Genomic DNA, 18,657 nt, shown 5'->3' on the forward strand with positions numbered 1-18,657 from the left:
GGCTGTAGATTATGACGCTTGTGTTGCAGGCTTATGACAGTAATAACTGTTTTTCAGAACAGTGAATTCCACTAATTTAGAGTAGTTTAGCTTAAAGGAAGCCAGACCTGAGCATGGAGTCCACCTTCGGCTCTATTGGTGAGTATCACCTCACCTTGGTGGCGATCGACAATACGTTTGATAATAGCGAGTCCGAGCCCTGAGCCTACACTACCTCGAGCAATATCTCCCTGTGTAAAAGGCTGAAACAGTTCGGGGATCTGATCTTCAGGTATACCTGGGCCATTATCTTCGACACTAAATCCGACACGCTTGCCGTCAAAATGGGAGCTTAACTTGACCCAACCTTGACCATAACGGAAGGCGTTCTCTACTAAGTTACTGAGAATACGCTTAATAGCGATACCCTGCATGGGGATATCAGGGCAGGTGGCGAGCTCCACCTCGATTTTGCCTTCACGGTTTGACTCTGCTTGCACTACGTCCTGAATCAGATAGTTGATCTGCTCCTGCTCTCGGGTACTCTCCTGATCTTGACGAATATAGGCGATAAACTGGTTAATGATGGCATCCATATCTTCAATATCGTGGACTATGCCATCTTTAAGGTATTCATCCTCTTCAACCATCATCTCTGAAGCGAGACGAATACGGGTCAGAGGGGTGCGAAGATCATGGGAGATCCCCGCCATCAACAAGGCTCTGTCTTGCTCGAGCTGTTTCATGCTGTGGGACATCTGATTGAAGGCGTTGGTTACTTCGACAATCTCTGTAGAGCCATTTAGTGGTAGCGGTTTAGGGTAATCTCCCATTGAGACCAATATCGCCGCCTTTTGTAGACGCTTTAAAGGCCTATTTTGTTGTCTAGCGAACCACCATCCGCCAGCAACACTGAGCGCACCTATGACCATTAAATAGAGAGTGAGAGGGGAGAGATCATACTCATTGAAGCCCGTTAGCGGGACCTTTATCCAGATTGAGGGCGCTTGAGGGGGACGGATCCAGATCTCAAAATCATCGCCTTGGGCAATTCTGACTTCAGCCTTGCCGCCTAAGTGTTCTGACATCTGAGATGATAGAAAGCCATAATAAGTGGTCTGCTCTATGCCTGCAGCCCTTGCTTGTTTCTGGTTATATATCTTCATACCATCGCCGCGAACTTTTGCGTTGAGGGCATCGACCATAGTTAGATGTTCACGGCCAACATCGACACCGTCGACGAAAAGTAGCTTCACCTGACGGGCAATCAGTTGGTTAATTTGCTGATAGGTTGGTTGAATAAAGTAGGTGGCCACAGAGAGGTAAGACACTAATTGGTTGATCAGCAATAGGCTGCCAATTAGCATCACAGTTTGACTGAATGAACTACGGGGAAGGATCTTTTTTAACCACTTCACTCAGGTCTACCTTATTGTTTTAGATTTATTCGGCCAACAAACTTACGGCTTTATCGACGAGCTGCGCCATCGGGAACAAAGACATAACCCAGTCCCCATACCGTTTGGATATATCTAGGGTTGGCCGGATCTCTCTCTATTAGGCGTCGCAGACGTGATACCTGAACATCAATTGAGCGCTCAAGAGCTGAGTAATCACGCCCACGGGCTAAGTTCATTAGCTTATCACGGGAGAGTGGCTCTCTAGGGTGGCTGACAAGTACTTTGAGTACGGCAAACTCACCACTGGTGAGAGAGATAGCCTCTTCACCATGGTACATCTCGCGCGTTGCTAAGTTGAGGGCAAACTCACCGAAGGTGATCTCCTCCTCCTGCTGAGTCGGGGCACCTGGTACATCTGGGGTTTGGCGACGCATTACCGCTTTGATTCTGGCAAGTAGTTCACGAGGGTTAAAGGGTTTTGGCAGATAGTCATCGGCGCCGAGCTCTAGACCGATAATACGGTCCACTTCATCGCCTTTAGCGGTTAGCATCACAATAGGAATAGGGCTGCCATTTTGGCGCAGTCGGCGGCAAATTGAGAGACCATCTTCCCCCGGCAGCATAAGATCTAATACCAGCAGGTGAAAATTCTCACGTTCGAGCAGTCTGTCCATCTGCTCAGCGTTGGCGGCACTGCGAACTTGATAACCTTGCTCCATTAGATAACGCTCGAGTAAGGCTCTTAGCCTCATGTCATCATCTACAACGAGTATTTTAGAGGTTTCCTGTCCCATGCTTATTATCCTTTTGATAGGGATCCGATGGTAATCGGTAGCCAACTGGCTGATATTGAATACGAATATTTATTATAGGGCTAATATAGCTGCTTTTCCCCATCGAAGACCAGAGGTGATTTAGCCCAGCCTGCTTCTGTTATCAATCTGTTTCTTTAATGATTGCCGTTAACATGTTGAATTATAGGTTTAAGCTTGCTTTATTGCTAGTTGGTAATCGAAATTGTAACTAAATTGGATCACGATTAATTCTTGAATTGATAGCATCAAATTAGCACTGTTTCTCTTGCTTCTCCTTCTGAGCCATTTCATTAAAAATAACCTTTGAGTAGCTCACTTTTCTAGGTCGATTGGTATAAACTAGCAGCAGATTATGCTCCAGCTTAGATTAAGCACAGAGCGGTAAAGATGAATTATGTATTGCCAAGGCGTAAGCCTCGGCAGAGAGTGAGATCGAGATACAAATGACTGCGATGTTAATCACCAGGAAGGGCTGGCAGGCCTTAGATAAAGAGCTGAAATACTTATGGAAAGAGTATCGCCCAGAGATCACTAAGAAGGTGCAGGAAGCTGCAGCCCAAGGGGATCGAAGTGAGAATGCTGATTATACCTATAACAAGCGCCTGCTAAGACAGATAGATAGTCGAGTTCGCTATCTGGTGAAACGGGTGGAAGATCTCACCATTGTCGATTATTCACCGCAGCAGGAGGGCAAGGTCTTCTTTGGTGCCTGGGTAGAGCTCGAAAATGAGTCGGGCGATGTGGTTCAATATCGTATTGTCGGGAAAGATGAGCTGGATACTAAGTTAGGTTATATTACTATCGACTCGCCAATGGCAAGGGCCTTAATCGGCAAGCAGGTGGATGATGAAGTGGTCGTAAAAACCCCATCAGGTGCTAAAGAGTGGTATGTAAATAAGATTCAATATAAGGCGTTTAAGGATGAGTGAGCCAGCTGTAGCGGATAGTGGAGAGATTCAAGATCCTTTGGTACCTGACTGGGACAGAATAGAGTTACCGAATACCTGGGCCGATGAGATAAATTTTAAGACCTGGACTAATGTAGGGCGGCTATTTCGTTCTTTGTTTAAGAAGGGCAATGGTCGTATTGAGCTGCCAGTGGAGTTTCCTGATAGCTTGATGGATAAAGGTGAGCTTCCAAAGTATCTACAACAGGAGTTTCACGGTATTCCCAATGGTAACTTCTCTAACAATATTACCCGAGGCTACATCAGTGCGTTTGATGGCACTATGTTGGGTAAAATGAAGCCAGTGCGTAAGGAGATCGCCTCTTGGTTTAGCTCGGCGACTCGTGTACTGGATATTGGTTGCGCTGGTGGTCAGATGGCCGCAGTAGTAAAAAAGCAGGGCATTGAAGATGTGTGGGGCGTCGATCCCTCTCCCTATCTTCTTAAACATGGAGCTAAAGCAAACCCTGATGTTAAGTTTGTACAGGGGCTTGCCGAAGATCTTAAGTTTGCTGATAAGCGTTTTGATGGGATCACGGCAAGTTTTCTATTTCATGAGATTCCCCCTAAATACATAGACAGGGCACTGAGTGAGTGTCATCGGGTGCTCGATGAGGGAGGATTACTCGCTATCTGTGAGCCTTCATCGATTCAATTTAAAGGTGGTTGGTGGCAGATGTTTAAAGGTTATGGCTTTACGGGGCTTTACTTTAAATGGCTGGCTAATCATGTTTATGAGCCTTTTGTTCCCGCTTGGCATAAGCAAGATATCGCGACTCTTTTACAGAGGCATGGCTTTGAGGTGTTAATCAACCGTAGAGGTATGCCTGAACATACGGTATTGGCTAAAAAGCTCACAAGTTAACAGACTTTATTCACTTGAGATCGGTCACTCTCTGATGACCTGAATCCTGTATTTCCAAATGACTTGTGGTATCTTGGGCGCCACTACGTTTTTTACTCTAGGCTCGACACTACTTCCTATGCAAATGACGCAAAATATCGCCCAAATCATAGCTCAAGAACTCAATGTTCGTGAGCAACAGGTCTCCGCCACTATCGCTCTTTTAGATGATGGTTCTACGGTCCCATTTGTTGCCCGTTACCGTAAAGAGGCGACAGGGGGGCTTGATGATACTCAGCTACGTACTTTAAATAGTCGCTTGAGTTACCTGCGTGATCTTAATGATAGGCGAGAAGTGATTCTGTCGAGTATCGATGCTCAAGGTAAGTTAACTCCTGAGTTGAGAAAATCCCTGTTTGATGCTGATAGCAAGACGCTTCTGGAAGATCTTTATCTGCCCTATAAACCAAAGCGTCGTACTAAAGGTCAGATTGCCATTGAAGCGGGTATCGAGCCATTAGCCGATCTACTACTGGGTAATAGAGGCGCCGACATAGAAGCTGAAGCGGGTAAATACATACAGGCTGAAGCTGGTTTTTCTGATACTAAGCTAGTGTTGGATGGTGCTCGTTTTATCCTGATGGAAAGATTTGCTGAAGATGCGATTCTGCTTCAGAAAGTGAGACGACACCTAACTGAGAACTCAGTGCTAGAAAGTCGCGTAACTAAAGGTAAAGAGCAGGAAGGTGCTAAGTTCCGTGACTATTTCGAGCATACTGAAAAGCTAACTAAAATCCCATCTCACCGTGCACTTGCAATGCTTAGGGGCCGTAACGAAGGCGTACTTAGTTTGAGCATGAATGCTGATCCCAGCAATGAATCTAAGCGTGGTAGCTACTGTGAAGTGATCATTGCTGACCATTTTAAGCTTAATCTTGGAGCTGGGGATGTCGATGCTTGGCTGAAAACTGTGGTTACAGCAACTTGGCGCATAAAAATTGCTCTGCAGATGGAGAATGAGTTTATAGCTAAGATGCGTGAACTTGCAGAGTCTGAAGCAATCAATGTATTTGCTCGTAACTTGGGCGATCTCTTGATGGCACCGCCAGCGGGAGCTAAGGCGACATTAGGGCTAGATCCTGGTCTAAGAACTGGAGTGAAGGTTGCGATTGTCAACAATACGGGCAAGTTAGTCGCCCACACGACAATTTTCCCTCATGCGCCTCAAAATCAGTGGGATAAGTCCGTTCGTACTTTAGCCAACTTGGCAAAAATGCATAAAGTTGAGTTGATAGCTGTGGGTAATGGCACGGCGTCAAGAGAGACAGATAAACTGGCGGGTGAACTTATCGCTGCCGTCAGAGATGAACTGCCTAAGATCACCAAGATCATGGTGAGCGAAGCAGGAGCATCGGTTTACTCTGCTTCTGAGCTTGCTGCCGATGAGTTTCCAGATCTAGATGTGTCTATTCGTGGCGCGGTTTCGATTGCACGACGTTTACAAGACCCGCTTGCTGAGCTGGTTAAGATCGAACCTAAATCTATCGGGGTCGGCCAGTATCAGCATGATGTCAGTCAAAGCCAACTTTCATTATCTCTTGAGAGTGTTGTTGAAGATTGCGTAAACAGTGTTGGGGTTGATCTAAATATGGCGTCTGCGCCATTACTGGCTCAGGTTGCTGGTCTTAATAAGACACTTGCAAGAAATATCGTGACCTACCGTGATGACAATGGTGAGTTTACTGAGCGCAAACAGTTGCTTAAAGTTGCTCGGCTAGGCCCTAAAGCCTATGAGCAAGCGGCAGGTTTCTTACGTATTTTGAATGGAAAAAATCCGCTAGATGGCTCATCGGTTCACCCAGAAGCGTACTCTTTGGTAACCGCTATTGCCACGGCTAAAGGGCAAGCGCTTGATAGCTTGGTGGGGAATAGTGAGCTGCTTAAAAGCCTCAATGCTGCCGACTATATTACTGACAAGTTTGGTCTGCCAACGGTGACAGATATCTTAGCTGAGTTAGATAAACCTGGTAGAGATCCACGTGGTGAGTTTAAGACTGCTGCGTTTAAAGAGGGTGTTGAGAAGGTTAGCGATCTAAAACCTGAGATGATTTTAGAAGGGGTTGTGACAAATGTGACTAATTTTGGTGCATTTGTGGATGTGGGAGTTCATCAGGATGGGCTGGTACATATCTCATCGTTAACAGATAAGTTTGTTAGCGATCCCCATACCATAGTTAAAGCCGGTGACGTGGTTAAAGTGAAAGTCATGGAGGTGGACGCTGAGCGTAAGCGCATTGCATTGAGTATGCGTCTCGACGAGAAGCCTAGTGAAAAATCCACCAATCGTACAACCTCTAAGACGACGGGGGGCAAGCCTAATCACAATGGGGGCGGTAAACCTCAAAACCGAGCTAAACAGAAACCTCAACCAGCCAATGCTGCTATGGGCAATGCCTTTGCTGACGCTTTTGCCAAACTAAAGAAGTAGTTACTGTTTGGATGCATAAAAATGCCGAAGCTAACGCTTCGGCATTTTTGTATCACGGGCAACACATAAGTAAAAAGTATGAGGATTTTGGTATAAAGTATGAACTAAATGTTTCTAAATGTGTCTGATATAGCTATTAGGGCTCCAAAGAGAGCCGAAAACTATTCAGGACATCTAAAAATGCGTACTTCATTGTCTTATTTAGGGCCATTTCGCTCAATTCTCACCTTCTGTTTTATCTCGTTACTGTTTCTAACATTGAGTCGTATTGGCTTAGGCATATGGCAGGCTGAACGTGTCGCTGCGGTTGATGGCTGGTCTCATCTCTTGATTCAGGGTCTGCGAGTCGACTTTGCTAGCTTATGTTGGTTATGGGGAGTTGCTGCATTGGGGACAGCAATCTTCTCAGGTGATCATATTCTTGGTCGAACCTGGAAAAGTATTCTACGAATATGGTTAACCTTGGGCTTGTGGTTGATTGTATTTTTAGAGATATCAACACCGTCATTTATTGAGGAGTATGGGTTTCGTCCAAACCGACTTTATGTCGAGTACCTTATCTATCCTAAAGAGGTGTTCTCCATGTTGTGGAGTGGCCGCAAGTTTGAACTTATCTTAGGTATGCTTGTTAGTGGATTGACCTTGTGGGGAGGCTGGAGACTGAGTGGGACGTTACTTAAAAACATAAGTTACCCACGTTTGCTCATGCGTCCGGTTATTACGTTAGCCGTGATTCTTGTGACTTTGCTAGGCGCTAGATCCACCTTAGGCCACCGCCCGTTAAACCCTGCCATGGTGGCATTCGATGACGATCCTTTGGTGAACTCCTTAGTGATTAATTCAGCTTATTCATTAGTTTTTGCTATCGATCAGATGAGGAATGAGGCCAATGCCTCTCAGATTTATGGCCATCTGGATGATCAGGTGGTTATCGATACTGTACGTCGAGACAGCGGACGTTTATCTGAAGCCTTTACCTCTACAGAGTTTCCCAGCATGTCGTTTAATCAAGCCACGTACCAAGGTAAACCGAAAAACCTTGTGATCATCTTGCAGGAGAGCTTGGGTGCTCAATTTGTTGGCAGTTTAGGTGGGTTGCCTTTGACACCGAATATAGACAGTTTATCTCAGGAGGGCTGGTCATTTGAGAACCTCTACGCTACAGGAACACGCTCTGTTCGAGGCATTGAAGCGGTTGTAACAGGTTTTACCCCAACACCAGCTCGCTCTGTCGTTAAACTCGGTAAGAGTCAAAACGATTTCTTCTCTATTGCTAGTTTATTGAAAAAACATGGTTATGAGACTCAATTTGTCTATGGAGGGGAGAGCCATTTCGATAATATGAAGAGCTTTTTCTTAGGTAATGGTTTTAGTGACATTGTCGATGAAAATGACTATGAAAATCCTAATTTTGTCGGTTCCTGGGGAGTATCAGATGAAGATCTGATGCGAAGAGCTAACAGTGAGTTTGAGCAGTTCCACAAGGAGGGCAAGCCTTTCTTTAGCTTAGTGTTTAGTTCGAGTAATCATGATCCATTTGAGTTTCCAGATGAGCGTATTGAACTGTATGAGCAGCCAAAGCAGACACGTAATAATGCGGCTAAGTATGCAGATTATGCCATCGGTGAGTTCTTTAAACTGGCTAAAGAATCTAGCTATTGGAAAGATACCATCTTTCTTGTGGTTGCCGACCACGACAGCCGAGTTGGTGGCGCAAGTTTAGTGCCTATTCCACGTTTTAGGATCCCTGGGATCATTCTGGGAGAGGGAGTTGATGTAAAGCATGATAAGCGCATAGTCAGTCAAATAGACTTAGCACCCACCCTGATCTCTTTAATGGGAATATCGTGTAACTACCCTATGTTAGGTCGTGATCTAACCCAGACAAGTGAAGATTGGCCCGGTCGTGCCTTGATGCAATACGATAAGAATATGGCTTACCTTAGAGGTGATGATGTCGTGATCTTACAGCCTGATCGTGATCCCGCTGGCTTTAAATACTACTCAAAAACAGGGTTATTATCGAAGTCTCCTCAGAGTGATGAGATGAAGCTAGCTGCAAAAAGTTGGGCATTATGGGGAAGCATGGCTTACCAAAAAGGCTTGTATCGCGTGGCGACTGATGACGTCGAGCTGGTTACTATCAGATAAAGGCTGAGATTGCAGATTGAGTGACAGGCTCAGTCTGCCCCTGGTAGAAGGCTTCAATGTGTTGGCCAAACATCTGATAAACTTCTGAAGGCTGATTGAGTACTGGTGCTCTTGTCTCTTTTCCGCCTTCATTTCTATTTGCGCTCATCTCGTACTGATTATTACGAATATCTCGCCTTTGCAGAGCTGGTTTTCCCTTGAGAAGGTCTTTAACCATTAAGGCCTGTTGCGGTTGTGCTTGCTGCTGTTGCTGCTTAGTATCCTCTTGCTGTTGCCCGGTACCTTGCTGCTTTCCTTGACTCTTTTCATTTAATCTTGCAAGCACATCAGCGTGCTGTGCGGTGCGTTCATGCTGAGGAGTAAAGGGGCGCTCTTCATGACCTTTGGTCATCTCTTGTGGCGGGATCACGGGAGGTCTTTGGAGGTTATCTGTGCGCGCAGCGTCGGTAGCGGCATTGGTTGTCGCTATGGGCACATTGGGGTAGTTGGTGACGACTAACATAATATTTATCTCCGACCTCTGGTTAAATAATAACCTTGTTTAGGTCGGAGATAAAGTGGCTAGGCTTAAAATTTATTTAACCAATCTGTTAAACCCGTAAGGAACTCATCCCTGTGGGAGAGGAAAGGGGCGTGTGAAGCTTTTGGGAGTAAGAGATCGGTAAAATGCGCCTGATGGTTAGGCATCAATGGTGGGACGCGTCTAGGCACTAGTCCATCTAATCGGCCCCAGACCCTTAACCAAGGCTGCTCTATTTGAGGGAGTTGAGCTCTAAGGTCTATGTTTTCCAACATCTTCAACCCCTGAGCTAGGGCTGAATTCTTGGGTAAAGGTCGAGAAAGAACCAGCTCCTTTAGCTGCTTTATGTCCTCTTTTGCTGTTGCGCTTCCCATGACTTGGATCGCGAGAAAGCGCTCGATTGTTTTACCGATATTTTGCTGCAGTTGAGTTGAGAACTGCGATAGTACTTGAGGAGGGATCCCTGGCCAAGACTCATCCTCACGTGCCATAAAACAGGGTGAGGAGGCGATGGTGACTAATCCTCTGACCTGCTCGGGATATCTTAAGGCCGCCTTAGTTGCGACTAAACCACCCAAAGACCAGCCTATCCAGATAGCTGTGTTAGGAAGTTGATTAATAATGGCATCAACCCAATCATCTAGATCGCCATCAATTGGGTCACTGTGCCCGAAACCGGGCAGATCGACATAGTGGACTCTATACTCAGATAGGGACGCATGAAGCGGAGTGAAGACCGAACTATTGACTCCCCAACCATGGAGGATGACCAGCTCTTGACCTTGGCCAATCGATTCTATGTGTAAGCTCGAACTCATTCAGCGGGCTTCCTGATTCTCAAGTTGTTGTTAATCTCTATATTGGAAAACAGGTGGTTTGAACCTATGAAGCAGAAAATGAGTGCTGAACTCGAATCTCTATGGGGCCAGCTTGTGTTTCGTGTCTCTTCAATGAAATCTGTGTTGATTCGAGACTGGCCGCTTTCATCTGTCTTTATTAAGAGTATACAGTGGGTTTCTGCAAGTTTACCGAATCGCTGCTTGATGTGCCATCAAAGCGTCTTACTGCCGTCTAGAGGCCTTTGCTCTGCGTGCTTAGACAGTGGGCTGTATCACCAACCTATCTGCCAAGGTTGCGGTTGCTCAATGCAGGTTCAAACAAAATTTTGTGGCCAATGCACTAAGAGTCAACCTTTGAGCGTTATAGCTCCCTGTAGTTATCATCAAGGGTTAGGGCGATGGATTGGGGCGATGAAATACCAATCTCAATTTGCAGCGCTTCCTATTTTATCTCAAGCTTTAGTCTGTCGAGTTCGAGAGATGGAGAGGTTAAGCTTACTGCAACTTCCTCAGGTTTTGATCCCTGTGCCGCTACACGCTAAGCGATTAAGAAAGCGAGGTTTTAATCAGGCTTGGTTGATTGCTAATGAAATTTATAAGCAGCTAAATATTCCCATTGTAACGAATGCTGTTGAGCGTGTTGTCGATACAAGATCCCAAGCTGGATTGACCGGAAAGCAGAGGCGCCATAATCTCTTATCTGCGTTTAGGCTTGCCGATGATCTCCCCTATCAGAGAGTCGCTTTAATAGATGATGTGGTGACAACAGGGACGACGGCTAAGGAGATAGCCAGTTTACTCGAAAAACGGCATATCCATGTGCAGGTCTGGTGCTTAGCAAGAGCTGAAGCACCGGGGCTGCTGGATTGACTGAACTAGTTCAATGCCGGAATGAAGTAGAGCGCGTTAGCGTAAATTTTCTCTGAACCTAGCCAGATATTTCTAAACATCAAATTATCAGCCAACAGCACCACGGCTCCTTTACCTCTGGGCTCGACCAATATTGCGGGACTCTCAGATAGGCTCCTTTGATACTCCTTGGCAAGGTAACCGCTTAAAAGTGGCCTCTGTGCGTACTTAGCAACTTGGCTAAATGGTGTGGAGCTGTCTTCAAATCCTAAGGCTTTATTCTTCAGTATCGGTAACTTTGAGTCTGGCATACCAAAGCTAAGTGGGTGGCTAGTATCGAGCTTAAGTTCGAGTATTGCTCCGCCGATAGATTGACGAGCCGATAGAGTATCTTTGTCACCAAAGCTTAAGTCACTGCTGTCAAAAAGCAGCTTAAAAAACCGAGATTCTTTAAGATCGGCTTTAAGTAAGTGATTCTTGTTAAGCCAACTTAATGCGCCCTTTTGAGCAATAACGACGCCGCCTTTACTGGCAAACTGACCAAGTTTTCTTGCAAACACTTCATTCATTGAGGAGTAGTGGCCACCCGGTAGTAGTACATGGGTATACTCACTCAATGGAATTTGAGACACGCGTGTGGCATCAACTAAGGTCGTCGGTATGCCAAGCTTAGTATCTAGGTAGTACCAAAGCTCTCCAGCTTCAGACTCATCAACGCCATAACCTGTGATAATTAAAGGTTTCACCGGCTTAATTGAGTGAAAATCAGGGCTGCCTAAATCGATTCCTGAGCTACTCGCACTGGTGTTAACCGAAGTGATATTGATTGGATGATTTTGTTGAAATTGAGTGATGATACTTTTGAGTTTCTCAAAGGAGCTTTTCGACTGCTTGAGCGGGACTTGTAAGCTGCCAGCAGGATAATGTTGCTCTTTACCGTTAACACGGACACTGAAAGGCTTAGCTGCAAACTTTACATGTATGTTTTTCTCAAGGAGCTGCTCAAGTAGGAGCGCAGCTGAATCTTGTTGCCAGTTGATAAGCAGTGCAACAGCTTCTGGCTTGAGTGTTAATTTGTCGAGTGCTGGTGGTTCTGTCGATAACACATCTATATCGAGTTTGACCCCTCTTGCCATATCCAGATCGTAAGCATCCTCTAAGTTCCAGCTTGATACATCATAAAAAGTAGGGTCGTTAAACTCTTTGCGGTTATCAAACATAGCGAGCAGTAAACTTTTCTGTGCTTGGTGAAGTGGTATGAACAGGCTGCCATTCACGGCAAACTCTCTATTTTTTTGAGTTACTGGCTTAGTCAGGTAGTAGAAGGTGATCTGGTGTTGCTTGAGCAGATCTTCTAGATCTTTCACTCTAGCTCTGTTTTCGTTTGCACCAATTAAGTAGCCTGCTTGGCGGCCCTTTAGCTTTGCTTTATCTCTGCCTTGATAGAATTGACTCTGGTAATCAAGCAATGGTTCTTTGAGTGCCAAAGCGCCTTTCAAGCTTGATATAGACGTTGCAAGGTGGTTGTTGATGGCATCATTTAAGGTTAATTCACTATTATCTGTGGCTTGAACTTGACCCTTAGGACTTGATTGTTCAAATAGCACACCGATTGAGCCATTAATATCTGGGTATGTGGAACCTTTGCCATAGAAGTAATCGTCGAATACTTGGCGGCTGAAGTATTCCTGACCCTCTTTATCGAGTGCTTGACGATGAAACTGAGCGAGTTTTTCCGTTAATTGTTGGTTTTTCTCAGGGGTCAAAGGATGGGTTCTTTCTGGGACCCCAGGTTGAAAAAAGTAGCTGCTATCACTATTCATCTCATGGAAGTCACCAACATAATGAGGCTGCCACTTGTGAAAGAGTGCAACTCTACCACGAGACTCAGGATGGCGTAGAAACAGCCAGTCACGGTTGAGATCGGCAAAATAGTGGTTGGTTCTTCCTGTTGGCCAGTTCTGTTTATGCTCTTTATGACGAGGATCACTAACATCGACCTGACCGCGGTAATTATTGGTCCAGTTAGAGAAGCGATCAAAACCATCGGGGTTTTGGGTCGGGGTGATAAGCACAACCGCCTCATCGAGAAGTTGTTTTACCCAGCTGTCGTTACTACTGGCTAGTAGATAACTCAAGGCTAACGCTGTATGAGCCCCGCTGGCTTCATCTCCATGTATCGAATATGCCAACCAGATAATGAGGGGGCCATTCTGCTTTTTGCCTGATTTAGCCTCTTTACGTTGAGTAAGGATCTCATCTAAATGCGCTTGATTTGATTTTGATGTGATAACGGCTGTTAATTGTTGTCTCTGTTCAAAGCTTTCACCACTGTGCTCAATGGATAATCTCTCACTTTCATTGGCGAGCTGTTTTAAGTAGTAGTTGATCTGATCGTGTCGTAGATGCCATTTTCCTAATGGGTAGCCGAGAAATGCTTCAGGTGACGTTAACCCAGAGCTAGACGTTAAATTTGAGACTGAGCTCAAATTTTGAGTGGTAGCTGCAAATGCAGAAGGCAAAGTAACGAACAGATAGCTGGCCGCAAAAAAATAAAGCAGAGCTCTTAGCATGGGAGTATCTTTATACTTGTAATATAAGGTTAAATTAGCATTTAGATGCTATTTTATCCATAAATATTATCGACAATAAGTTGAAGCTAGAGGGCCTTTACAGCGTAATTCTTTCAATAAAAAGGGTAAACCAATTTAATTGAGGGCTACAAAGCTTGACCCAGTCAGAGTATCATATGAGCAATCCATACTAAAACACTCAAGTTTTACCTGACGGAGCTTGTCTTAATGATCACCATTTCCGATGCCGCTCAGGCTCATTTTGTTAACTTATTAGCAGATCAGCCTGAAGGAACTCATATTCGTGTATTCGTAATTAGCCCTGGTACAGCGACAGCTGAGTGTGGGGTTTCATATTGTCCACCTGATGCTGTTGAGGCCGACGATATGGAGTTAGAATACAATGGCTTTAATGCCATGGTCGATGAGAAATCAGCGCCTTTCCTTGAAGATGCCACGATCGATTTTGTTACCGATCAGCTTGGTTCACAATTAACGCTAAAAGCGCCAAATGCAAAAATGCGTAAAGTCGCTTCAGATGCGTCGCTTAATGAACGTATTGAATATGTGATCCAGTCTGAAATTAACCCTCAACTTGCTAGCCATGGTGGAAATATCATGTTGCTTGAAGTCACTGAGGATGGTGTTGCTATTCTACAGTTCGGTGGTGGTTGTAACGGCTGCTCTATGGTAGATGTGACACTGAAAGATGGTATCGAAAAGCAGCTGCTTGAGATGTTCCCTGGTGAACTAACAGGTGTTAAAGATGCGACAGAGCATCAAGCTGGCGATCACTCGTACCAGTAAATTTAGGATTTGATAAATAAAAAAGCGAGTGGATATTATGTCCACTCGCTTTTTTGTTGCGTTAATTAGATAACTTTACTTAAGCGGTATCGATAGTGGAGTGTTAGCGTTAGACTTCTTGCCAACATAAACGCGCTCATGGCTGCCCATAGGGCGTGATTGCCGTTATCTTGCAGCAGAAACCATACGGGGAAAAATATCCCGAATGTGGATATTATCATGCTGTTTCTCATGACCTTGCCCTTAGCGGCCCCAATATATACACCATCAAAAAGATAGGAGCCAAATGAGAGTAGCGGAAGCAGTACCACCCAGAAAAGAAACTCACTAGCGACTAATCTCACATCTTCGATACTGGTTAGTAGCCTGATGATACTCTCTCCTCCAAAGGCGAAAAGTAGCGTGAATAAGACCGCGGAAATTCCAGACCAGAGCCAGGCTAAAGTGACACTCTCTTGCATTAACTTTCTGTTTTTCTGGCCATAAGCGCGGCCAACTTCCGCTTCAGCATAATAAGCAATACCATCTAACGCGTAGGAGATAAGCAGTAATAGATTCAGTAACACAGCGTTTGCTGCAACGGTTTTATCTCCTAATCCTGCGCCTTGAAATGTCATAAAGGCAAAAGATAGTTGCAAACATAAGCTGCGAATAAATATATCAGCATTAAGGGTAAGTAGTTTGTGATAACTGCTGATGTTCAGCTCTTTACATAGCGCTAAAAATTTGAAGTTTCCTATTTTATTTAGCTCTTTATAAACCATGGTAAAGGCGACAAGGAAACCAGCCATATCGGCAAAAACTGAAGCGAGTGCAGCACCTTTGACTCCCCAGCCTAAACCTAGAACGAATAGAACATCGAGCCCTATATTGGCTAAGTTAGCGACAATGAGTTGCCACATTGCGGCTCTAGGTTGTTGCCTGCCAAGTAACCAGCCCAAAAGAACCAGATTGAGCAGTGCAAATGGGGTTGACCAGATCCTGATACTGAAATACTCGCGGCAATAGCGTTCGACCTCAGCACTGGCATCTGTGAGTGATAATGCGCCATTGAGAATGGGGAGTTGCAGTACTACCGCAGTTACACCTAAAATAAGCGCTAAACTTCCCGCTTGAAGTAACAATTTGTATTGGGTTTGTGTGTCTCCCGCCCCAAAGGATTGCGCGACTAAGCCTGTTGTAGCCATCCTTAAAAAGCCTAGCATCCACAATATAAGTGTGATGATAGTTGAGCCAACAGCTACACCGCCTAGATAGTAGGCATTACTTAAATGACCCACTACAGCTGTGTCCACAAGCCCAAGTAAAGGGACTGTGATATTGGACAATATCATGGGCAGAGCGAGTGCCAATAACTGTTTGTTTTTCTGTCTGTTTAAGAGAAGTTCAACAGGGGTCATATTATCTCAGAGGTTCGATATTTTATGTTTAAAAGCATGCTAGTAATTCTGTCTGCAATGATCTGTTTTTCAGCGCAGGCAGCTGTGATTTTACAATATCACCATGTTTCAGCTTCAACACCCGCTATTACTAGTGTGACACCAGAACAGTTTCGTGAGCAGATGCAGTATTTAGCTGAAAATGATTTTATTGTTAAACCGCTTTCTCAGGTTGTAGATGCGATAAAGGCAGAGCAGGCGATTCCTGATAAAACTGTGGTAATAACCTTTGATGATGGCTATCGAAGTATCGCCAAAACAGCCCATCCTATTTTAAAGGAATATGGTTTTCCCTACACCTTATTTGTCTCTATTGAGCCGATAAAAGCAAAGTATCGTGAGATGATGAGTTGGGAAGAGCTTGTTTTACTGTCGAAGGAGGGGGCCGAAATTGCAAACCATAGTTGGGCTCATGAGCACTTGATTCGAAAGCTCGAAGGAGAGACGCAGGAGAAGTGGCTTGCTAGAGTGGAGGAGAATATTTTAAAGACGGAGCGGGAGATAGCGTTAGCTACTGGCCAAAACCATAAGATGCTAGCTTATCCGTATGGTGAGTATAACCAAGCGATTGAGTCAATGCTTGCACGCCATGGCTTTATTGGTTTAGGTCAGCAATCTGGGGCTGCGGGACACTACTCATCGCTTACTGCTTTACCTCGATTTCCTGTTGCCGGAGTTTATGCGGATTTAACTAGTTTGAAAGTAAAGTTACACAGTTTAAATATGCCGGTTTTATCGCAGAATATGAGTGATCCTGAGCTGAAAAATGGTCACTGGAGGCCTGAGTTAAAAGTGACTTTGGATATCAGTGATATCTATCCACATCAGATGATGTGCTATATCCAAGGTCAAGGCGCAAAAGCACCACTTTGGCTTAGTGGGAATGAGTTTAGTATAAGGGCAGAATTAGATCTTCCAGTTGGAAGATCCCGTTATAACTGCACTGTACCCAGTAAAAGTAGAACTGGCTATTATTGGTTTTCACAGGCTTGGGTGAGAAGTGCCAGTGAATAAAACTCTCTTTATCTGCTTATTTCAATAGAGATAGAATTTTTTGTGGGATCCTATCGATATGTAGGATCTCACTGCTAGCTTCAATATCGACCGCAGCGCCAGGCATTCCCCAAACGACAGAACTGGCTTCATCTTGAGCCACGGTGAAAGAGCCTTGATTTTTCATGTTAAGTAAGCCTTTGGCGCCATCTTTGCCCATTCCAGTGAGAATAACCCCTAATGCAGATTTGCCTACCGACTCTGCAACACTATCAAAAAGCACGTCAACAGAGGGTCTATGGCGGTTAACAGGGTCTGTATCTAGCAGTTTGGTATAAAGGGACATCCCCTTTCTTTCTACCACCAAGTGCGCACTACCTGGTGCTAAATAGGCTGTACCTGGTTTTAATAGCTCTCCTCCCTGAGCTTCAATGACAGTCATGCTTGCATTACTATTAAGGCGCTTAGCAAATGAGGTGCTAAAGGCTGCAGGAATATGCTGGGCGATGACAATAGGAGATATGTCATGTGGGAGCTGGCAGATTAAACGTTGAATCGCCTCGGTCCCCCCTGTTGATGCTCCTATAGCGATCACCTTATTTCGTGAATAGGTTGATTTCTGTTTGTCGCTGCTTGGCTTAGGTATTGGAGTATATGGCCGAATGGTGCTTTTGGAGGCAAAATGAATCTTTTCAATCAGCTCCTCCCTGTACTCCATTAGCCTGCTGGTGAGATCAGATTTAGGCTTTAAAATAAAATCTACAGCGCCGATAGATAATGCTTCTAAGGTGACTGCTGCGCCTTTTTCTGTGAGGGTTGAGACCATGATGACTGGCATAGGTTTAAGCTTCATCAGGTTTCTAAGAAAAGCGATCCCATCCATTTTTGGCATCTCTATATCCAGAGTCAGCACATCAGGATGCAGCCTTTTTATCTGTTCTCTTGCTTCGTAGGGATCTTCTGCAGTACCGACAACCTTGATATCTGGCGCATCGCTTAGTAAGTGGGTCAGTAGTTGTCTTACTAATGGTGAGTCATCAACGACTAAGACTTTTATCATAATATATTCCTTTTTTAGAACCATGCCGCACAAAATGTCCAGTGTGAGGAATACCATTCCTTTTGGATCTTAAGTGCAGAATGTTCAAGGCTTAATATTTTTAAAGGTGGTGCGCAGAAAATTTGGGTTTAGCCAATTTCTTACCACCATGGCCTAAAGGCCTGTATATTGTTTGCCCTATAAGATCGAACTCTTCTGAAATGTTCACTAATGTTTCCGAGTGTCCGATAAATAGATATCCCTGTGGACTCAGCATTTTTCTAAATTTTGCGATAATTTTTTGTTTTGTTTCATTATCAAAATAGATGAGTACGTTGCGACAAAATATGGCATCGAAAGGGCCATTCATTGGCCATTTTTCTAATAAATTAAGTTGCTTAAAATGAATCATTTTTTGAATGTTGGACCGCATCTGTATATGTTGATTATCTGCAGTGTGGCGTACATATTTATCAAGGTAACGTGCTGGCAAGTTAGTCACAGAATCTCTGGAGTAGTTCCCAATCGAAGCTTTTTCTAGCACATTAGTATCGAGATCGGTGGCTAGAATTTTTAGATCCCACTGAGAGATGGGAAAGTGTTTTTCCAGTGTCATGGCGATGCTGTAGGGCTCCTCTCCCGTAGAGCATGCCGAAGACCAAACCCTGAGCCTTTTCTTACTTTTCCTCTGCCATTCTGGAATGACAACTTGTTCTAAGTAGTCAAAGTGATGCCCCTCTCTAAAAAATGCAGTTAAGTTAGTCGTTAATGCATTAATGAAGTGAATTCGTTCATCGGGAGTATTTGAAACAAAAGAGCAATATTGAGTAAAGTCTTTTAGATTCAGCTGGCGTAGACGACGACTCAGTCGTGAGTACACCATGTGCTTTTTTCTCTCTGGTAATACTATCCCTGTATTTTCGTAGGCAAGACTTCGGATAAACTCGAAGTCTGCCTTCGTCATAGAAAACTCC

The 18,657-nt window shown here is 44.6% G+C and carries 15 protein-coding genes; 7 read left to right on the forward strand and 8 right to left on the reverse strand.

What is annotated here, in order from left to right; all coding sequences use genetic code 11:
* Positions 1-86 precede the first annotated feature (86 nt).
* Entirely contained in the window at positions 87-1,397 is a 1,311-nt protein-coding gene (envZ, locus tag SWOO_RS00775) for a two-component system sensor histidine kinase EnvZ (protein WP_012322799.1), read from the reverse strand.
* A 50-nt stretch (positions 1,398-1,447) separates the two neighbouring features.
* Positions 1,448-2,173: an osmolarity response regulator transcription factor OmpR gene (gene ompR, locus SWOO_RS00780; protein ID WP_012322800.1), complete on the reverse strand. Its 726-nt coding sequence runs from the start codon at positions 2,171-2,173 to the stop codon at positions 1,448-1,450.
* A 464-nt stretch (positions 2,174-2,637) separates the two neighbouring features.
* Here ompR and greB point away from each other — a divergent pair, with 464 nt between their 5' ends.
* From greB to SWOO_RS00800, 4 genes are all read left to right on the forward strand, one after another.
* Positions 2,638-3,123: a transcription elongation factor GreB gene (greB, locus tag SWOO_RS00785; protein WP_012322801.1), complete on the forward strand. Its 486-nt coding sequence runs from the start codon at positions 2,638-2,640 to the stop codon at positions 3,121-3,123.
* Positions 3,116-4,006 (forward strand): class I SAM-dependent methyltransferase, encoded by an 891-nt coding sequence (locus SWOO_RS00790; protein WP_012322802.1) that lies wholly within the window; start codon positions 3,116-3,118, stop codon positions 4,004-4,006. The genes greB and SWOO_RS00790 overlap by 8 nt, the downstream gene beginning before the upstream one ends.
* A 118-nt stretch (positions 4,007-4,124) precedes the next feature.
* A complete protein-coding gene (locus tag SWOO_RS00795; RefSeq protein WP_041417450.1) occupies positions 4,125-6,473 on the forward strand; it encodes a Tex family protein in 2,349 nt (782 codons plus the stop codon).
* A 180-nt stretch (positions 6,474-6,653) separates the two neighbouring features.
* Positions 6,654-8,624 (forward strand): LTA synthase family protein, encoded by a 1,971-nt coding sequence (locus tag SWOO_RS00800; protein ID WP_012322804.1) that lies wholly within the window; start codon positions 6,654-6,656, stop codon positions 8,622-8,624.
* Here the strand turns inward: SWOO_RS00800 and SWOO_RS00805 are convergent.
* On the reverse strand, positions 8,617-9,126 hold the full coding sequence (locus SWOO_RS00805; protein ID WP_012322805.1) for a hypothetical protein: 510 nt from the start codon (positions 9,124-9,126) through the stop codon (positions 8,617-8,619). The two genes, SWOO_RS00800 and SWOO_RS00805, sit on opposite strands and share 8 nt — an antisense overlap.
* Before the next feature lie 65 nt (positions 9,127-9,191).
* The gene (gene bioH / locus SWOO_RS00810; RefSeq protein ID WP_012322806.1) at positions 9,192-9,962 is read right to left on the reverse strand and encodes a pimeloyl-ACP methyl ester esterase BioH; all 771 of its coding nucleotides are present in this window, start codon (positions 9,960-9,962) and stop codon (positions 9,192-9,194) included.
* Positions 9,963-10,094: 132 nt separating this feature from the next.
* On the opposite strand from bioH, the gene SWOO_RS00815 reads away from it, so the two are divergent.
* Positions 10,095-10,853 (forward strand): amidophosphoribosyltransferase, encoded by a 759-nt coding sequence (locus tag SWOO_RS00815; RefSeq protein WP_041417870.1) that lies wholly within the window; start codon positions 10,095-10,097, stop codon positions 10,851-10,853.
* Positions 10,854-10,858: 5 nt separating this feature from the next.
* On the opposite strand, the gene SWOO_RS00820 is transcribed toward SWOO_RS00815, so the two are convergent.
* The gene (locus SWOO_RS00820; protein WP_012322808.1) at positions 10,859-13,405 is read right to left on the reverse strand and encodes a M14 family zinc carboxypeptidase; all 2,547 of its coding nucleotides are present in this window, start codon (positions 13,403-13,405) and stop codon (positions 10,859-10,861) included.
* 228 nt (positions 13,406-13,633) lie between these two features.
* Between SWOO_RS00820 and nfuA the strand changes: the two genes are divergently transcribed.
* Positions 13,634-14,212 carry a Fe-S biogenesis protein NfuA gene (nfuA, locus tag SWOO_RS00825; RefSeq protein ID WP_012322809.1) on the forward strand — a complete coding sequence of 193 codons (579 nt, stop codon included), beginning with the start codon at positions 13,634-13,636 and terminating at the stop codon, positions 14,210-14,212.
* A 65-nt stretch (positions 14,213-14,277) separates the two neighbouring features.
* Here nfuA and SWOO_RS00830 read toward each other — a convergent pair whose 3' ends face one another.
* Positions 14,278-15,612, reverse strand: coding sequence for an MATE family efflux transporter (locus SWOO_RS00830; RefSeq protein ID WP_012322810.1), 1,335 nt, complete (start codon positions 15,610-15,612; stop codon positions 14,278-14,280).
* Positions 15,613-15,636: 24 nt separating this feature from the next.
* On the opposite strand from SWOO_RS00830, the gene SWOO_RS00835 reads away from it, so the two are divergent.
* A complete protein-coding gene (locus SWOO_RS00835) occupies positions 15,637-16,665 on the forward strand; it encodes a polysaccharide deacetylase family protein (protein WP_012322811.1) in 1,029 nt (342 codons plus the stop codon).
* 16 nt (positions 16,666-16,681) lie between these two features.
* On the opposite strand, the gene SWOO_RS00840 is transcribed toward SWOO_RS00835, so the two are convergent.
* Both SWOO_RS00840 and SWOO_RS00845 read right to left on the reverse strand, forming a co-directional pair.
* A complete protein-coding gene (locus SWOO_RS00840) occupies positions 16,682-17,704 on the reverse strand; it encodes a protein-glutamate methylesterase/protein-glutamine glutaminase (RefSeq protein ID WP_012322812.1) in 1,023 nt (340 codons plus the stop codon).
* Positions 17,705-17,804: 100 nt separating this feature from the next.
* Positions 17,805-18,647, reverse strand: a complete 843-nt coding sequence (locus tag SWOO_RS00845; protein WP_012322813.1) for a CheR family methyltransferase — start codon at positions 18,645-18,647, stop codon at positions 17,805-17,807.
* Positions 18,648-18,657 lie beyond the last annotated feature (10 nt).

The sequence above is a fragment of the Shewanella woodyi ATCC 51908 genome (assembly GCF_000019525.1).
Taxonomy (GTDB): Bacteria; Pseudomonadota; Gammaproteobacteria; order Enterobacterales; family Shewanellaceae; genus Shewanella; species Shewanella woodyi.